Consider the following 17,494-nt stretch of genomic DNA (forward strand, 5'->3'; position numbering starts at 1 on the left):
TCAACAACCTTGGAGTATGCAAATAAAAAAAGGAAAAGCGCATGGCTTTTCCTCTTTTATGGTTCAAATCTAGTTGGCGGCATATTCACTTGCTTAAAATAGTACCGGATGGCTTCAGCTATGCGTACCGAAGCATTTCCGTCCCCATATGGATTTGAAGCTTTGGACATTTTTTCGTGCACCTCTTGATCGGTGAGCAATTCATGTGCCAAATCATATATGGTTTGTTCATCAGTACCAGCCAATCTTAAGGTTCCAGCCGTAATCCCCTCAGGACGTTCGGTCGTATCCCTTAAAACCAGGACGGGTACACCAAGTGACGGTGCCTCTTCCTGGATTCCTCCAGAATCAGTCAAAATCAGAAAGGCTCTAGAAGCGAAGTTATGGAAATCCAATACATCCAGCGGTTCGATCAAGTGAACCCGCGGATCGTCCCCGAGAACTTCGTTTGCCAATTCTTGTACAAGCGGATTTAAATGGACAGGATATACCACTTGAACATCATCATGCTCAACAATGATTCTCTTAACGGCCCTGAAGATATTCCTCATGGGTTCCCCCAGATTTTCCCTGCGATGGGCGGTAAGCAAAATGAGCCTGTCTTCTCCAAGTCCATTTAAAACCGGATGGGAATATGTCGACCTTACAGTCGTTTTTAAAGCATCAGTTGCCGTATTTCCCGTCACGAAGATATTATCCTTCTTGTTCTCGTTCAGCAGATTCTCCTCGGCTTTCGAAGTCGGCGCAAAATGCAAATCCGCCATCGTACCCGTAAGCTGTCGATTCATCTCTTCCGGATAGGGGGAATACTTATTCCATGTGCGCAGCCCCGCTTCTACATGCCCAATGACAATTTGATTATAAAAAGCTGCCAGACTGGCAACAAACGTTGTGGTTGTATCACCATGAACGAGAACAATATCTGGTTTAGCTTCCTTCATTACTGAATCAAGACCATTCAATGCTCTTGTTGTAATGTCAGCAAGCGTTTGCCTTTCCTTCATTATGTCCAAGTCATAGTCCGGCTGTATGGAAAATAGTTCGAGAACTTGATCTAACATTTGGCGATGCTGAGCCGTGACAGCAACGATCGGCTTGAAATATTCTGGGTGTTTTTGAAATTCGAGTACTAAGGGAGCCATTTTGACAGCTTCTGGTCTCGTCCCGAAAATGGTCATGACTTTAATCGGTTTGTTCATTCGTGACACCTCAGTTTCTTTCCTTATTTTGTGCCGAATAAACGATCTCCTGCGTCTCCAAGACCCGGAACGATATAACCATGTTCATTCAGTTTTTCGTCAAGACCCGCAATATAGATATCAACATCAGGATGAGCTTCTTTTAAAGCTTCCACACCCTCTGGAGCTGCAATCAAACACATGAATTTAATATTGACTGCACCGCGTTTTTTAATGGAATGGATCGCTTCGATGGCTGATCCGCCAGTGGCTAGCATCGGGTCAACGACAATGCATTCCCTTTCTGCCAAGTCACTTGGCATCTTCGCATAATATTCAACCGGTTTCAATGTTTCAGGATCACGGTAAAGTCCAACATGTCCGACCTTTGCAGCAGGAATCAGCTTAATGATTCCGTCCACCATCCCTATGCCCGCACGTAAAATCGGGACGATTCCCACTTTTTTACCAGAAAGCATTTTCACTTTCGCTGTGCTTACAGGCGTTTGGATTTCCACTTCTTCCAGCGGCATATCTCTCGTGATTTCAAATGCCATCAATGATGCAACTTCATCCACTAGTTCACGGAATTCTTTTGTTCCTGTATTTATATCACGTATATAGGCTAATTTGTGTTGAATTAACGGGTGATCGAAAACATAAACTTTTCCCATTTGGCATCTCTCCAATTCCATTGCTTAGTTTTGCGCTTTTTTATGATTTCCCTAATCGAATAGAAAAATTTTCGTGTCTTTTAAATTTCACTTCAACCTATTTTACAGAAAAATGTTTCAATCTTCAATAAAGGTTTAGTTGTCAGACCTATTTTCACTATTCGGATTCTTCTAACACACCGACTTCCATAAATGAAAAAACCGCTCCCTTTAAAGGGAGCGGCCCGATATTACAATGAAGGATATAATTCAAATTTGTTCGCTAATGATTCAACACGCTGTTTTGCTTCTTCAAGCTTAGCTGCGTCTTCATTATTTTTCAATACAAGTCCGATGATAGCAGCTATTTCATCCATGTCTTCCAATCCGAAGCCACGTGATGTCACTGCCGCAGTCCCAATACGTATACCGCTGGTAACGAATGGTTTTTCCGGGTCATAAGGAATCGCATTTTTGTTCACGGTAATACCGATTTCATCCAAAACATGCTCTGCGATTTTTCCCGTTAACCCTGTAGAGCGTACATCAAGAAGAATTAAGTGATTGTCCGTTCCATCAGAAACAAGAGTGAACCCTTCTTTCTTCAAACCTTCACCCAAACGTTTAGCATTGTCGATGATTTGTTGAGCATATACTTTAAAATCATCTTGAAGCGCTTCGCCGAATGCAACAGCCTTAGCTGATATAACATGCATCAAAGGACCGCCTTGAATTCCAGGGAAGATGGATTTATCGATCTTCTTACCGAATTCTTCTTTACAGATGATCATCCCGCCGCGTGGTCCGCGAAGTGTTTTATGAGTAGTTGTCGTTACAAAGTCAGCATAAGGAATTGGACTTTGATGTAATCCAGCCGCAACTAAACCTGCAATATGCGCCATGTCGACCATTAAATATGCCCCGACTTCATCCGCAATTTCACGGAATCGCTTGAAGTCGATTTCCCGTGGATATGCACTTGCACCCGCTACGATCAATTTAGGTTTGTGTTGACGCGCTTTTTCCAATACATCATTGTAATCGATACGGTGATCTTTTTCGTCTACACCATATTCAACAAAGTTGTAGTTAACACCACTGAAGTTTACTGGACTTCCATGTGTTAAGTGACCGCCATGCGAAAGGTTCATCCCAAGCACTGTGTCGCCAGTTTGAAGCACTGTAAAGTAAACGGCCATATTGGCTTGAGCTCCAGAGTGAGGCTGTACGTTCACATACTCGCCTCCGAAAATTTCTTTCGCACGCTCACGTGCTAGATCTTCAACGATGTCTACATACTCACATCCGCCATAGTAACGTTTTCCAGGGTATCCTTCTGCATACTTATTAGTCAAGACCGATCCTTGCGCTTCCATGACAGCTTCACTCACGAAGTTTTCAGAAGCAATAAGCTCAATTTTACTTCTTTGACGCCCTAATTCCAGTTGAATTGCGTTAAACACTTGCTCATCTTGCTTTGCTAAACGATTCATTCCGTAATTCCTCCTTAAATTGTGCGTGATTCGCTTTTTAGTATTTATGTGCAACATGCCTTCAAAAAGCATGAAAAAGCCATATCAATAGTTATTAGAAAATTCTACTCCATTTTAACATGTCTAATTTAGAAGTGATAGTCTAATTTTATCGAACATTAAATGTTTTTTCATTTAAAAATGTTCGTATTTAACATCAGAATTATGGTAAATAGCTCTTTCACCTTATATTACAAGAGCGAAATCACCATTCTATTAGCACTATAAAGGAAAGTTTTTTCTTTTGATCCTTTACCTTGAGCGTTACGATTTTGCCCGCCTTAATTAAAAAACAGCATTCCCCATCCGAGAAATGCTGTCTTACTTACCCATTAAGTACAACTTTTGTTTTCAGAGAGGTCCAGATAAACTGCACGCTCCCCGCCAATCAGCTTCGGGCGGGTTTTTGCCATCGTCACATGTGCATGTCCTATTTCTTTAATGGCAGAGCGAATCGGAACTGCAACATGCTTCAGATGCATACCAATGAATGTGTCTCCAATATCTATCCCCGCATCCGCTTTGATATGTTCAACGACGACTGCATCTTTCCATTGCTGATAGGCGTACGTCGCCATCGATCCACCAGCTGTTCTTACAGGTACGACCGAAACTTCTTCATAACCATAACGAATCGCGGTTTCCCTTTGTAAAACCAAGGCCCTGTTTAGATGCTCACAACATTGATATGCAACCTGAACACCCGTTTTTCCTTGAAAATCCCTCACTACGGAAAAAATCATCCCAGCAACATCGAGTGTCCCTTCAGTACCGATCCTTTTCCCGATCACTTCACTTGTACTGCAGCCGATAACCAGTAGCTGTTTCTCTTTTAAAGCCGTCTGTTCTTGGAACTCGTATAAAAGTTCCCGAAACTGGTTTTCCCATATCTCAAGCTCATTTGAAAATGTAGCATCACTTGTCATGAAAACGCATCCTTTCAATAAGAAAACTTACTATCGGAACTCTCCAAAAACCAAAAGAATTAGCTGTGCTTACCTTCGTACTCCGCAATCTTACCAATCCTGTTTTGATGGCGCCCGCCCTCAAATTCCGAAGTCAGCCACGTTTGGGCAATTTCCCTGGCTAGACCCGGGCCAATGACACGTTCCCCCATCGCTAACATATTGGTATCATTATGCTGACGGGTCAATTTCGCACTATAGACATCATGAACCAATGCACATCGTATTCCTTTGACCTTATTGGCAGCAATGCTCATTCCGATTCCAGTTCCACAGATTAAAATGCCCCGATCGAACTCACCCCTTGCCACTTTTTCAGCAACCGGCAAGGCATAATCAGGATAATCCACCGACGTACTGCATTCACAGCCAAAGTCCTCAAATGGAATCTGTAACTCATTCAATAAATTCTTTATTTCTTCACGGATATGTATTCCACCATGATCCGAAGCAATCGCAACTTTCATCATAATCCTCCTCTAGCTTTTTCATTTGATTTTATTGTGTCACAAAATTATGAAAAGATAAAGGATGTCCATCCTTTTCCCCGCAAAGAAGCAGGAAACCTACTCTGGTTTCCTGCTAGCGGGTAATGGTCCTGTTCAACTTTTCGGCTTTCGCTTTAAGTTCCATTGCCGATTTTTCGACATTTTCCATGACTGCCCCTTGTTCGCTTGTGACAGCCGTCACTTCTTCCGCTCCAGCAGATGCTTATTCTGCAATGGCAGCCAATGCTGCCTTGATCCTATACCAAGCTTAGTAGTATCTTTTACCCCAGCGGCAACATTATGTACGCCAGTTCAATTTTTAAGCCTTTTGACTAATTCATCTATCAATTCCTGCAGCTCTCTGAACGTTTCCCGATAAATGCCTTCAGAACCGCCGAACGGATCCATTATATCTCTATCATATTTATCTCCGAGAATGAATTCTTTTAAAGTAAAGGTCTTATCGATCATTTGGGGATATGAACGGGTAATGGCCGATTTATGCCCTTCCGTCATGGTGAAGATATGAGTCGCCCACTCCATTTCCTTCGCGGATAAAGGCGTTGAATGATGATTATGCACTATGTCATTTTCAACCAATACATTTTTAGCATGCATTGAAGCATCCTGACCTGTCGAAGCATACACGCCTGCGGACTTCACTTCAACACCCGCAATATTCTTGTTTTTCAATATCGCTTCTGCCATCGGGCTTCGGCATGTGTTACCTGTACATACAAATAATACTCGGATCATTTTAACGCCTCCTTTTTTATTCATTATAAGCTATCGCCCGTTTATTATAGTCAAAAAATCACTGTCATTTTGTCCGAAGAAAAATAAAAACCGCTCCGTTAATCGGAACAGTTGAGGTAGGAATGATATGAATTCAGGCGGATCAAAAAGAGAACAATAGTTTCAATCCAAACGCACACAGAATGCTTCCGCCAAGAATCTCACTATACACGCCAAGCAAACCCTGCATTTTTCTACCCAGTAAAAGCCCCGCCCACGTTAATAGAGTGGCGGCAAACCCAAAACAAAGAACCGTTAAAATCGTTTTGGCACCGTAAATCCCCAGAGTCAACCCTACCGAGAAGCTATCCAGGCTTACCCCTAAAGCAAAAATGATTAAACCTTTCCCGACAGGAGCCAGCATCTTATTTTGCATGGCACCAGCCCCATCCTTTTTACCAGGAATAAACATCTGTATACCAAGAATGATCAACAATAGACCGCCGGCGTATGTAGCGAAGGTCCCGAATTTTTCTGAAATGAAACGGCCTGCCCCCATTCCAAGCAAGGGCATCCAAATATGAAAAATGCCGACTGTCAAACCTATAAACAGAATTTGCCTCAACCTTAGCTTAAACATTCCCATTCCAAGGCCCACTGAAAAGGCATCCATTCCCAAAGCGAAGGCCATTAGCAATAAGGTGATGATTTCTCCAGCAAATGTATTCATTCCAATCCCCCTCGGACGTGCCTACTACATGTTATGCATGTCCGAAAAGAAATAGAAGGATAAATCAGTCCTTATTACACATGTTCCTTGATGATTTGATGACCTGCTGCCTTCTCAAGCCGGTTCATGACCGCAGCCCCTATTCCATGGTCAGGAAACATTTCACTAAAAATGACATCGACCTCCAGCTCGTCAAACTGTCTTAAGGCATCATATAAGCCTGTCGCAACTGTATGTAAATCGGCTAGTGAACCTGGGACAACCACATAATCCGCCTTATAATCCTGTTGATGTTCATGAGCCGTAATGATGCCCACCTTTAACCCGTCACTTCTTTTTTCATCCACAAGCTTCTGAAGGAAAGCTTGATTACCCTTGACTAAAAATAGAGGGGCCTTCGGAGCATAGTGGGTATATTTCATGCCCGGAGCCTTTGGCGCCGTTTCCTGATTCTTCAAAGCGACATCTTGCCTGACTTCCCCAATTACCGCTTCCAGCTGTTCCAGGGTCACCCCGCCAGGCCTTAAAATAACAGGGACTTCCACAGTGCAATCCAGTACTGTGGATTCCACGCCCACACCTGTATTCCCGCCATCGACTATACCTGCAATCCGGCCCATCAAGTCATCTTCAACATGTTTTGCTGAAGTGGGGCTTGGTTTCCCGGAAGTATTTGCACTTGGAGCCGCAATGGGCAAACCACTCGCACGAATAAGGCCAAGGGCAACCTGATGATCCGGCATCCTGACAGCCACCGTGTCCAATCCAGCTGTCACAAGATTCGATAGCTGGCCCGGTTTCCGTTTCATGATCAAAGTCAAAGGACCCGGCCAAAATTCTGCCATTAGCTTCCGGGCCTGTTCCGGAATCTCTTCTACAATACCCGACAACTGGTCATCGGAGGCTATATGAACGATTAAAGGATTATCACTTGGACGCCCCTTTGCTTCGAACACTTTTTTGACCGCCTCGTCATTTTTGGCATTCGCGCCGAGTCCATAAACGGTCTCTGTAGGAAAAGCAACTACTTGATTAGCCTTTAATAATTCAGCTGATTGTGTAATCTGGGGATAACTTTGTAAATTATCCACATTTTTATCCACTGACCAAATTTTCGTTTTCATCTTGAACACCATCGCCTTTTAACATTTCTTATTTTATATAATCGCTTTAATATGAACGGTATTTTCAACTTAACGTACGAATTCCACTTAAAAGATACTTTGAAAGTATAAAAGAAGTATACACATATTTCAAGTGTTATCCACAAATTGGGGATAACCACATCGAATCCGTGGATAACTTTGTGGATATTAATGATTAATGACAGACTTTTTTGATTTTTTGTTAATAACCCTGTGGATATGTTTTTAAAATTATCTGAATTTAAAGAAGAGGGACTCTGCCCCCTCCTTAAAATAGATCATTGAAGATTTCTGCAAACAAGGACTTCACTTCCACCTCGGGCTCCTTTTCCCCTTCATATAATTGTTGACCTTTTTCATTGGATGCCGCAAGTTCAACCTTGTTTTCTTCAGCTTTCCCTTCAATCACTTCCTCTGTCACTTGTTCCTTATCTTTCACTGCCACTTCTTCTTTTACCTCTGGCTGTACAACCTCTTCTTTTACCGTTACTTCCGGTGCTTCCTCTTTTACACTCTCCTCGATTACCTCTTCTTCAACTACTTCCTCCGGCCTTTTTTCCTTTTCAGCCAGCACTTCTTCTTCAACCACTTCCTCCGCAACAGGTTCACTCTCTTCATTCGTTGCAGCATACGCCGTTCCTTCCGAAGTCAAGGAACCTTCCTCTTCATCCTCGACAATCGGACTTTGACTTACAGCCGTCCCATTTGAAAAATCCAAGAAACACAATGGGGGAAATAACACACACCACCAATTAGCACCGTCCCCTTCACCAAGCGTGATAATCACTGCTTCATATTCCCCTGCCGGATATAAATACTGCCCGTACAGCTTTGTCGGAAATTCAGCTTGTCCAAAATCCACTTTCACCGACTGCTCCAAACCCTGTTCCTTTATTACCGCCTCAGCCGTCGCCTGGATATCCGGCAGATGCGAGGTGATCACATCCCTCGCCTCATCCAAAGAAGTAAGCTCAGCGACCCACTTTGTGATATCTTCATTTACCTTATCCCTAATCAGCCGTTTAACCGCTTGGTCCTCTTCTTTATCACTATTGGCGAGTATCCGCAGCCGAATCGCCTCATCCGGGATTACCTTTGTATCTTCTGCACCGACCATCTCCGCTTTAGGCATATATATACTTACGATCGTTCCTATAGTTAAGATTAATAGATAAATAATGGCTAAATGTTTAGTTTTCATCGCCTTCGCCCCCTCACATGAATCAGTCTCACCATTTTTCAGCTATCTTAAACTAGTAAAAACAAAAAAGTTGATAGCTGGAAATATAGATTCCAAAGGATAATGAGGGTGCTGTCCCTAAAAAAAACCGTCTCACATAAGGGAGACGGATCATTTTAATTCAGCAAAGACCATTCGATCTTTTTCATTAATGTCATTTATGATGGATACTTCCGCGGCAGGAAAGGTTCGCTTCAATAAATCGGCAACCGCCGCCCCCTGTCCTGCACCCACTTCAAAACCGATCAGTCCTGGCACCTTCATCACCAAAGGTAACTGTTCCATAAAGCGGCGGTAAAAATCCAGCCCATCGATACCGGCAAACAACGCACGGTGTGGTTCATGACCAGTCACGACCACTGACATGGATTTATGATCATCTTCTGGTATATATGGCGGATTCGATAAAAGAATGTCCACCTTCTCGTTTATATTCATGAAAGGCGAAAGCAAATCACCTTGCATGAACTCCACTTCGGCACCAAGTGATTCGGCATTTTTCCTCGCCACCTCAAGCGATGGTTGCGCTATATCCGTGGCCGTCACCATCAGGTTTGATTTTTCGAGTTTCATCGTTATGGCAATTGCGCCGCTGCCAGTCCCAATATCAACTAAACGGAGCTTCTGTCCCTCCATAAAAATCGCCGGGAGTTTACGTAATGTATAATAAATCAATTCTTCTGTTTCCGGTCTCGGTATGAGCACTTCTTCATTCACAAAAAAGGTCCGTCCATAAAATTCTTCACTGCCGATTATATATTGGATGGGCGTCCCCTCAGCATGCAGCTCAATAGCGTCCTTAAATTGCCCAAAATCCGCTTCACTAAGCTCATCATGAAGGTTGGCCAGCATTTGGGAGCGAGTTTGTTTTAAAAAGTGCTGTAACAGGATTTCCCCAGCATTGGCATCACGATCATTTTCCTTTAAAAAAGAAGAAGCCCATTTAAGGGCTTCAAAAACTTTCACGGCAGAATTACTCATCTGCATTTTCCAGCCTTGAAGATTGGTCTTCCATGATTAATGCATCAACGACTTCATCCAGTTTACCTTCCATGATTTGATCCAGTTTTTGAATCGTTAAACCAATGCGGTGGTCGGTAACGCGGTTTTGCGGGAAGTTATAAGTCCGAATCCTTTCAGATCGATCGCCCGTTCCAACGGCCAGCTTCCTGTTTTGATCATATTCCGCCTGTATTTCGCGATTGATTTTATCGAACACCCTGGCACGCAAAACCTTCATTGCCTTTTCTTTGTTCTTAATTTGTGATTTTTCATCTTGACAGGATACAACCGTATTAGTCGGAATATGAGTCAAGCGCACCGCTGACATTGTCGTATTGACACTTTGCCCTCCAGGACCGCTTGATGCAAAGGTATCGACACGAATATCCTTATCATGGATTTCAACTTCCACTTCCTCAGCTTCAGGTAAAACGGCAACCGTGGCTGTAGATGTATGAATCCGACCGCCTGATTCCGTTTCAGGTACTCGCTGAACGCGATGGGCTCCATTTTCGAATTTCAACTTTGAATAAGCGCCATTGCCATTAATCATGAATATGATTTCCTTGTAGCCGCCAAGCCCAGTAGGATTTGCTTCAATGACTTCAGTCCGCCAGCCCTGCACCTCGGCAAAACGGCTATACATCCGGTATAGACTGCCTGCAAATAAGGCCGCCTCATCTCCGCCAGCCGCACCGCGGATCTCCATGATTACGTTTTTATCATCGTTGGGGTCTTTCGGAATAAGCAATATTTTCAGCTTATCCTCAAGGCCTTGTATGGTCTCATCAAGTTCATTGATCTCTTCTTTTACCATTTCACGCATTTCCGCATCAAGTTTCTCCTCCAGCATTGCCTTCGCTTCCTGAAGTTGCTCACGAACCGCTTTATATTCTTTATAAGTCGACGCGGTCTCTTGAATGCTGGATTGCTCCTTGGAATATTCCCTTAGCTTCTTGGAGTCATTAATGATCTCCGGGTCACTTAATAGTTCATTCAATCTTTCATATCTATCTTCTACTGCTTGCAAACGATCAAACAAATTATTCACCTCATAAATTTTCCAAAACATCTTAAACGATTTGGAAGTAATCCATCTCTTATTACTATAAATAAGTAGCTCAGTGCCCCAGCTCAGTTCACTTCTAGGTTAATTATAGTATAGGTGAATAATCAACGTCAAAGAGATTCAAAAATGTCGTGCCGTTACTTATTTAATTTGACATCTACATTATATTGAGGCACAACCCTGTTTATCATGCCTTGTATTCGCTGCATTTCCTTTTTTCTTTCTTTTTCGGTCTTGATTTTGCCTTTATCATGGACCGTAACGTGTATGGTATTTCCATTAAACCAAACGGAACCGGCCTCATAATTAGTTTCCGATTCGATCACCCCGCGGATTTCATCAATTTGCTGACCCATGGATGGAGAATTATTGGATGTATGATGCGGTGTGTTAAGGACCTGATCTGATGGTCGTTCCGCTTCATTATCCCAATCTTTATTGGATACTTGATTTAAACCATTGCCAACCCTGCCATCCCGGGATTGATCCCCATATTCCGAATCATTATTTATTGCATTGTCATTTTGACCGCATGCCGTTAGTGCAGCAAGCAGAAAGGCCGTCATGATAAGCAGTTTTGATTTCATATTTTTTCCCTCCATTTTGACTGGTTAAGAAGAACATTTCCTCGTTAGCCTACCCAAAATGGGGCAATATTTATCTTTTATTTCCCTTCCATGTATTGGTCAGGCCACCTGAATAACTCGACAGTTTTTCCATTTTTCCGCATAAAAAAAGCACCCTGTGATCTCATTGGATCATAGGGCACCATCATTCAAATATGTTCTTTAATCCCAACAGCCTGCTTACCCGGAACTTCGTGATGATGGCGGCAGCGGGGCTCGTACGATTCCGATGCACCCACAAGGATGATCGGCTCATCATAGGAGGCCGGCTCCCCATCTATCAAGCGCTGTGTCCTGCTCGCAGGTGAGCCGCATACTTCACACACTGCCTGCAGCTTAGTCACCGATTCTGCAAGCGATAATAGAACAGGCATAGGGCCGAATGGTTCACCTCTGAAATCTTGATCGAGTCCAGCCATAATCACTCGATAACCGCTGTCCGCAAGATGCTGGGCAACCCCGATAATTTCATGATCAAAAAATTGCACTTCATCTATTGCAATGATATCCAAGGGCTTGTCCAAATACTTAAAAATATCCGTTGAATGGGCAATCGGTTTTGCCATCACAGAAGAGCCATTGTGTGATACGACAGCCTCTTCCGCATAGCGATTATCAATAGCTGGTTTAAATACAGCTATCTGCTCTTTAGCAAATTGAGCACGGCTGACTCGTTTAATCAATTCTTCAGATTTACCTGAAAACATGCTTCCGCAAATAAGCTCGATCCAGCCTGTTTGTTTCATTACATACATGGAAACAGCTACTCCCTTCCACCTGTCGATCCATTGGCCATAATTGAAGTCGACCTGGCTTTTAATAAATTCTTACTTGTTTATGGAAAAGAAAAAACAGGCAAGAAAAATACTTGCCTGTTTTTTAAAAAGTCCGGCTTATTTAATACCGTATTTTTTGTTGAAACGATCAACACGTCCGCCAGCTTCAGCGAATTTTTGACGACCAGTATAGAATGGATGGCACTCTGAACAAGTCTCAACTTTGATCTCTTCTTTAACTGAACCAGTTTCAAAAGTGTTTCCGCAAGAGCAAATTACTTTTGAAAGCTTATAATTTGGATGAATTCCAGTTTTCATTCTTTTCATCTCCTTATGCCCTGAATCATTCGAAACAGAGTTATATACTTCAAGTTGAGGGAAAAGCACCCTCACATTTATTGTAAAAACACATGAACTCATTATAACAACTTAAGACTAGTTGTGCAACTGTTTGTTTCTTACAGGGTTTAAGAACGTTTTACGCTCGCTGGACCCTTTTTCATTTCTGACATCTCTTCATCCAGCTTACTGAAAAATTCTTCATTGCCTTTTGTCTGTTTTAGACGGCGAAGGAATTTCTCCGAGAAATCAGGCGAATCTGACATCGTTTTCCTAATGGCCCATAGTTTATCCAGGCGATCTTTCGGAATTAGCAATTCTTCTTTACGCGTGCCTGAGCGACGAATATCGATTGCCGGGAAGATCCGCCTTTCGGCAAGGGCACGATCTAGATGCAGCTCCATATTACCCGTACCTTTAAATTCTTCATAAATGACATCATCCATTCTTGAACCCGTATCTACCAATGCTGTAGCAAGGATTGTCAGGCTGCCGCCTTCCTCGATATTCCTCGCCGCACCGAAAAAGCGTTTCGGACGATGGAATGCAGCAGGGTCAATACCCCCTGACAGTGTACGTCCGCTCGGCGGAATGACAAGGTTGTAAGCACGGGCTAGGCGAGTGATGCTGTCCATTAAAATGATGACATCCCGTTTATGCTCCACAAGGCGCATGGCTCGTTCCAACACCAGCTCAGCCACCTTGATATGGTTTTCCGGCACTTCATCGAAAGTTGAACTTACCACGTCTCCTGCGACGGAACGTTCAATGTCTGTCACTTCTTCCGGGCGTTCATCGATCAACAGCACAATCAATTCCGATTCGGGATGGTTTGTGGTTATCGCATTGGCAATTTCCTTGATGAGCATCGTTTTACCGGCTTTTGGCGGTGCAACAATCAGACCACGCTGTCCAAAACCGACCGGTGCCAGGACATCCATAATCCTGGTCGATAAGTTCTTCGGTGTCGTTTCCAGTTTAATTTGCCTGTTAGGATACAGCGGTGTTAAACCTGGAAAGTGGACACGCTCTTTAGCTGATTCCGGATTATCGCCATTGACCGCTTCAACATGCAGCAATCCATAATAGCGCTCGTTTTCTTTTGGAGGCCTTACCTTACCGGACACTTTATCTCCATTTCGCAAATCGAATCTGCGGATCTGTGAAGCCGAAATATAAATATCCTCCGAGCTTGGAGAATAATTAATTGGACGCAGGAAACCGAAGCCCTCTGAAGGGATGATCTCTAAAACGCCCTCCATGAATAGGAGACCGTCCTGCTCAGCTTGCGCTTTCAGGATAGCGAAAATAAGTTCCTTTTTGGAAAGTTTGCTGTAATAGGAAACTTTATATTCACGAGCGTGCTCATAGAGATCCTTAAGTTTCATGTTTTCTAAATTAGAAATAGTTAAATTCATTATGACACCACACTTTTATTAATTAAACGTTTTCACCCATACTGAAAAAGAATTGGTTTGTTAGATGGAAGAAAAACCGCAATCCATGTACCCGACCAGAGTTTTCTTAGAAAGGATGATACATTTTTACATGTAAAGAAGAAAATTATTTGAAGGCTTCTTGAAGTTTGGAGTGAAAGGGCAGATTTTAAATTATTAATAGTAGACCAAGCTTTATTTTACTTTTTTTATTTTAATTATTCAACTTAAATTTTTTTAAAGAGAAAGCGAGCGATGAAACCGCTCGCTTTTTAAAAGTGATTTTTCTAAAAAACGCTATCAGTCAATCAAACCATTCGGTTTAATCTTAAGACTGTGACGCCCATCAATGAATCGAACGGTACCAGATTTAGCACGCATGACTACGGATTGCGTTTCGCCGTAATGCCCTTTAAATTGTACACCGCGTAAAAGTTCTCCGTCAGTCACACCTGTTGCAGCAAAAATTGCGTCATCTCCGCGAACAAGATCTTCCATTCTGAGGACTTTTCCTAATTCAAGGCCCATTTTCCCACAGCGTTCCACTTCTTCATCAGTATGTGGAACGAGCTTACCTTGAATTTCCCCTCCAAGGCATTTCAAGGCAACGGCTGCAATGACTCCCTCTGGAGCTCCGCCAGATCCGAATAAGATGTCAACACCGGTAAGATCGAAGGCCGTATTTATCGCTCCTGCGACATCTCCATCATTGATCAGCTTGATACGTGCCCCTGCCTCACGAAGTTCATGAATGATCTTCGAATGACGATCGCGGTTCAATACTGTTGCAACCACGTCTTGGATATCTTTATTTTTTGCCTTGGCTACCGCTTTCAGGTTGTCCAACACGGAAGCATTGATATCAATCTGACCAACTGCCTCGGGTCCGACTGCTATTTTATCCATATACATATCCGGGGCATGAAGCAAGTTCCCCTTATCGGCTATCGCCAATACAGCCAATGCATTCCAGCCGCCAGATGCAACGATGTTCGTTCCTTCTAATGGATCAACCGCAACATCCACTAGTGGTCCAAGACCAGTTCCAAGTTTTTCGCCAATATAAAGCATTGGCGCCTCATCCATTTCCCCTTCACCGATTACAACCGTTCCTTGCATGGGAATGGTATTGAAAACATCCCGCATCGCAGTTGTTGCTGCATCATCCGCTTCGTCTTTCTTTCCTCTTCCCATCCAACGAGCTGAATTTAGTGCCGCCGCCTCTGTTACGCGGACTAGCTCCATCGATAAACTTCTTTCCATTTCCGGTTCCCCCTCATGTACACTAGCATGATTTATTTATATATTAGTATAACACATTATATCATATATAGTAACACAATGAGGTAACAAGAAAAGGGATCAGCTTTTAAGCTGCTCCACTTCTTCTTGCGTCATTTCTTCACGCCAAATCGTCGCTCCCAAACCTGAAAGTTTTTCAACAAGATGGCTATATCCGCGATCTATATGTTCAAGCCCTGTCACTTCTGTAATCCCTTCTGCCATTAAACCGGCAATTACCAGAGCTGCTCCGGCACGTAAATCGCTTGCCTTCACTTTTGCCCCATGAAGTTGGACAGGACCATCGACGATGCCCGCTCTGCCCTCGACTTTGATCTTCGCATTCATGCGTCGCAGTTCATCAATATGCTTAAATCGTGCCCCGTATATCGTATCGGTCACCATGCTAGAACCGCTTGCTTTTGTTAAAAGGGAAGTGAAAGGTTGCTGAAGATCTGTTGGGAATCCAGGGTAAACCAACGTCTTGATATCAACGGATTTATAATTTTCTCCCGGTGAGACAAATATCTGGTCATCACCCGCTTCAATATTGATCCCCATTTCCCTCAATTTGGCAGTCAATGACTCCAAATGCTGGGGAATGACATTATCGATCAGAATCCCTTCACCGACAGCAGCGGCTAAAATCATGAAAGTACCGGCTTCAATCCGATCCGGTATGATCGTATGCTTGCAACCATGCAAACTTTCCACACCATCAATACGAATGATATCCGTTCCAGCACCCTTAATTTTTGCTCCCATATTGGTCAACAATGTGGCGACATCGATGATTTCCGGTTCTTTCGCAGCGTTTTCAATCACAGTGCGGCCTTTGGCCAAAACGGCGGCAAGCATGATGTTGATCGTTGCCCCTACACTAACGACATCCAAATATATGCGTGCTCCCCGGAGCTCGTCCGCCCTAAGGTAAATGGCTCCTTGTTCATTCGTCACTTGTGCGCCAAGTGCTTCGAACCCCTTAATATGCTGATCTATCGGACGGGGTCCTAAATGGCAGCCTCCTGGCAAGCCGATCACTGCCTTTTTGAATTTACCAAGCATTGCCCCCATTAAATAATACGAAGCACGTAACTTCTTGACCCTGCCATTCGGAAGAGGCATTGAAATCATCCTGCTGGGGTTGACTGTCATCTGTCCTTCGTCAAAGGACACCTCACCGCCAATTTCCTCCATTAACTCTTTCAGCATCTGTACATCCGAGATATCAGGCAGGCCTTCAATCGTTACGGGAGAGTCCGCCAAAATTGTTGCCGGAATAAGGGCAACCGCACTATTTTTTGCTCCGCTGACACGAATGCTTCCCTTTAGGGGATAGCCACCGGCAATTTTAAGTTTTTCCATAATAAACTCCCTTCCACGCTAAGCACTTAGAAGCTACTTCCAAAAAGTAATATTTTACCACAAGAAATTTGCATAATCCGACAACATTTACTATCTAGTTCTTTAGTTTACACAAAAGTAGAAAATTCATGTAAAAAAAGATAAAAATTTCTAATTTATGTTAATTTTATCAAAACAGTGCAATCTATAGCGACTTAGCGGCAAGGCATTATGCTTCTGTACGTGAATTCCAATCATTCAAGAAAGCTTCAATCCCTTTATCCGTTAATGGGTGGTGGAATAATTGCATTAAAACTTTATAAGGAATCGTTGCAATATGTGCTCCTTTAAGAGCCGCTTCTGTAATATGCATCGGATGGCGGATGGAAGCTGCAATGATCTCAGCATTGATATCATGAATTGCAAATATGTCAGCAATATCCGAAATTAAATCCAAACCATTTTGGCCGATATCGTCCAAGCGTCCTAAAAATGGCGATACATAAGTTGCTCCCGCCCTAGCTGCCAATAATGCTTGGTTGGCACTGAAAATAAGCGTGACATTTGTTTTGACACCTTGTTTTGTAAGTGCTGAAACAGCCTTCAAGCCGTCTGGAGTCATTGGCACTTTGATCGTGATATTAGGTGCAATCGCAACAAGCTCCTTGGCTTCTGCCATCATTCCTTCAAAATCAAGCGCAATGACTTCAGCAGAAACGGATTCCTTAACAAGGCTTGTGATTTCTTTTAGCCGGTCATGGAAAGAAACTCCCTTTTCCCTTGCAACAAGTGATGGGTTAGTCGTAACACCTGCTAGAACGCCAAGTTCGTGTGCTTGTTTGATTTCTTCCATATTTGCTGTATCTATAAAGAATTTCATAAAATATCCTCCGTATGTAATCGATTTTTTATTTCTCTATTGAATTCTAATTGTTCGAAAAATAGAGATCGGATT

18 protein-coding genes are annotated in these 17,494 nt (G+C 43.0%); all 18 read right to left on the bottom strand.

The genetic code is table 11. The features are described 5' to 3' along the window. Positions 1 to 56 precede the first annotated feature (56 nt). The 18 genes from wecB to fsa all read right to left on the bottom strand — a co-directional run bounded on the left by wecB (position 57) and on the right by fsa (position 17,419). On the bottom strand, positions 57 to 1,199 hold the full coding sequence (gene wecB, locus AC2YHV_RS16910; protein ID WP_063574650.1) for a non-hydrolyzing UDP-N-acetylglucosamine 2-epimerase: 1,143 nt from the start codon (positions 1,197 to 1,199) through the stop codon (positions 57 to 59). Between the two features lie 23 nt (positions 1,200 to 1,222). After that, positions 1,223 to 1,852, bottom strand: a complete 630-nt coding sequence (upp, locus tag AC2YHV_RS16915; protein ID WP_034315825.1) for a uracil phosphoribosyltransferase — start codon at positions 1,850 to 1,852, stop codon at positions 1,223 to 1,225. A gap of 230 nt (positions 1,853 to 2,082) precedes the next feature. Next, a complete protein-coding gene (locus tag AC2YHV_RS16920) occupies positions 2,083 to 3,324 on the bottom strand; it encodes a serine hydroxymethyltransferase (RefSeq protein ID WP_053536892.1) in 1,242 nt (413 codons plus the stop codon). 371 nt (positions 3,325 to 3,695) lie between these two features. Then, positions 3,696 to 4,289, bottom strand: a complete 594-nt coding sequence (locus tag AC2YHV_RS16925; protein ID WP_487373664.1) for a TIGR01440 family protein — start codon at positions 4,287 to 4,289, stop codon at positions 3,696 to 3,698. A gap of 59 nt (positions 4,290 to 4,348) precedes the next feature. Further along, the gene (gene rpiB / locus AC2YHV_RS16930; RefSeq protein ID WP_034315832.1) at positions 4,349 to 4,795 is read right to left on the bottom strand and encodes a ribose 5-phosphate isomerase B; all 447 of its coding nucleotides are present in this window, start codon (positions 4,793 to 4,795) and stop codon (positions 4,349 to 4,351) included. 333 nt (positions 4,796 to 5,128) lie between these two features. Next, complete coding sequence (locus AC2YHV_RS16935) at positions 5,129 to 5,572, bottom strand: low molecular weight protein arginine phosphatase (RefSeq protein ID WP_048685867.1); 444 nt, start codon at positions 5,570 to 5,572, stop codon at positions 5,129 to 5,131. Positions 5,573 to 5,714: 142 nt separating this feature from the next. Further along, positions 5,715 to 6,281: a manganese efflux pump MntP gene (locus AC2YHV_RS16940; RefSeq protein WP_048685870.1), complete on the bottom strand. Its 567-nt coding sequence runs from the start codon at positions 6,279 to 6,281 to the stop codon at positions 5,715 to 5,717. A 74-nt stretch (positions 6,282 to 6,355) separates the two neighbouring features. Then, positions 6,356 to 7,405, bottom strand: a complete 1,050-nt coding sequence (locus AC2YHV_RS16945; RefSeq protein ID WP_106027217.1) for an L-threonylcarbamoyladenylate synthase — start codon at positions 7,403 to 7,405, stop codon at positions 6,356 to 6,358. Positions 7,406 to 7,694: 289 nt separating this feature from the next. Next, on the bottom strand, positions 7,695 to 8,627 hold the full coding sequence (gene spoIIR / locus AC2YHV_RS16950; protein ID WP_487373665.1) for a stage II sporulation protein R: 933 nt from the start codon (positions 8,625 to 8,627) through the stop codon (positions 7,695 to 7,697). A 150-nt stretch (positions 8,628 to 8,777) separates the two neighbouring features. Continuing rightward, the gene (prmC, locus tag AC2YHV_RS16955; RefSeq protein WP_063577562.1) at positions 8,778 to 9,632 is read right to left on the bottom strand and encodes a peptide chain release factor N(5)-glutamine methyltransferase; all 855 of its coding nucleotides are present in this window, start codon (positions 9,630 to 9,632) and stop codon (positions 8,778 to 8,780) included. 7 nt (positions 9,633 to 9,639) lie between these two features. Beyond that, a complete protein-coding gene (gene prfA, locus AC2YHV_RS16960) occupies positions 9,640 to 10,710 on the bottom strand; it encodes a peptide chain release factor 1 (protein WP_048683507.1) in 1,071 nt (356 codons plus the stop codon). A 164-nt stretch (positions 10,711 to 10,874) separates the two neighbouring features. Further along, positions 10,875 to 11,324, bottom strand: a complete 450-nt coding sequence (locus AC2YHV_RS16965; protein WP_057278192.1) for a hypothetical protein — start codon at positions 11,322 to 11,324, stop codon at positions 10,875 to 10,877. A gap of 188 nt (positions 11,325 to 11,512) precedes the next feature. Next, positions 11,513 to 12,118 carry a thymidine kinase gene (locus AC2YHV_RS16970; RefSeq protein ID WP_034315845.1) on the bottom strand — a complete coding sequence of 202 codons (606 nt, stop codon included), beginning with the start codon at positions 12,116 to 12,118 and terminating at the stop codon, positions 11,513 to 11,515. Positions 12,119 to 12,256: 138 nt separating this feature from the next. Beyond that, complete coding sequence (gene rpmE / locus AC2YHV_RS16975) at positions 12,257 to 12,457, bottom strand: 50S ribosomal protein L31 (protein WP_034315847.1); 201 nt, start codon at positions 12,455 to 12,457, stop codon at positions 12,257 to 12,259. Positions 12,458 to 12,606: 149 nt separating this feature from the next. Next, entirely contained in the window at positions 12,607 to 13,896 is a 1,290-nt protein-coding gene (rho, locus tag AC2YHV_RS16980; RefSeq protein ID WP_034315849.1) for a transcription termination factor Rho, read from the bottom strand. Between the two features lie 318 nt (positions 13,897 to 14,214). Further along, positions 14,215 to 15,177 (bottom strand): class II fructose-bisphosphatase, encoded by a 963-nt coding sequence (glpX, locus tag AC2YHV_RS16985; protein WP_034315852.1) that lies wholly within the window; start codon positions 15,175 to 15,177, stop codon positions 14,215 to 14,217. Positions 15,178 to 15,276: 99 nt separating this feature from the next. Beyond that, positions 15,277 to 16,560 carry a UDP-N-acetylglucosamine 1-carboxyvinyltransferase gene (gene murA, locus AC2YHV_RS16990; RefSeq protein WP_034315853.1) on the bottom strand — a complete coding sequence of 428 codons (1,284 nt, stop codon included), beginning with the start codon at positions 16,558 to 16,560 and terminating at the stop codon, positions 15,277 to 15,279. A 208-nt stretch (positions 16,561 to 16,768) separates the two neighbouring features. Further along, the gene (gene fsa / locus AC2YHV_RS16995; RefSeq protein WP_034315855.1) at positions 16,769 to 17,419 is read right to left on the bottom strand and encodes a fructose-6-phosphate aldolase; all 651 of its coding nucleotides are present in this window, start codon (positions 17,417 to 17,419) and stop codon (positions 16,769 to 16,771) included. Positions 17,420 to 17,494: the final 75 nt, after the last annotated feature.

The organism is Peribacillus sp. SRI_006 (genome assembly GCF_057586375.1).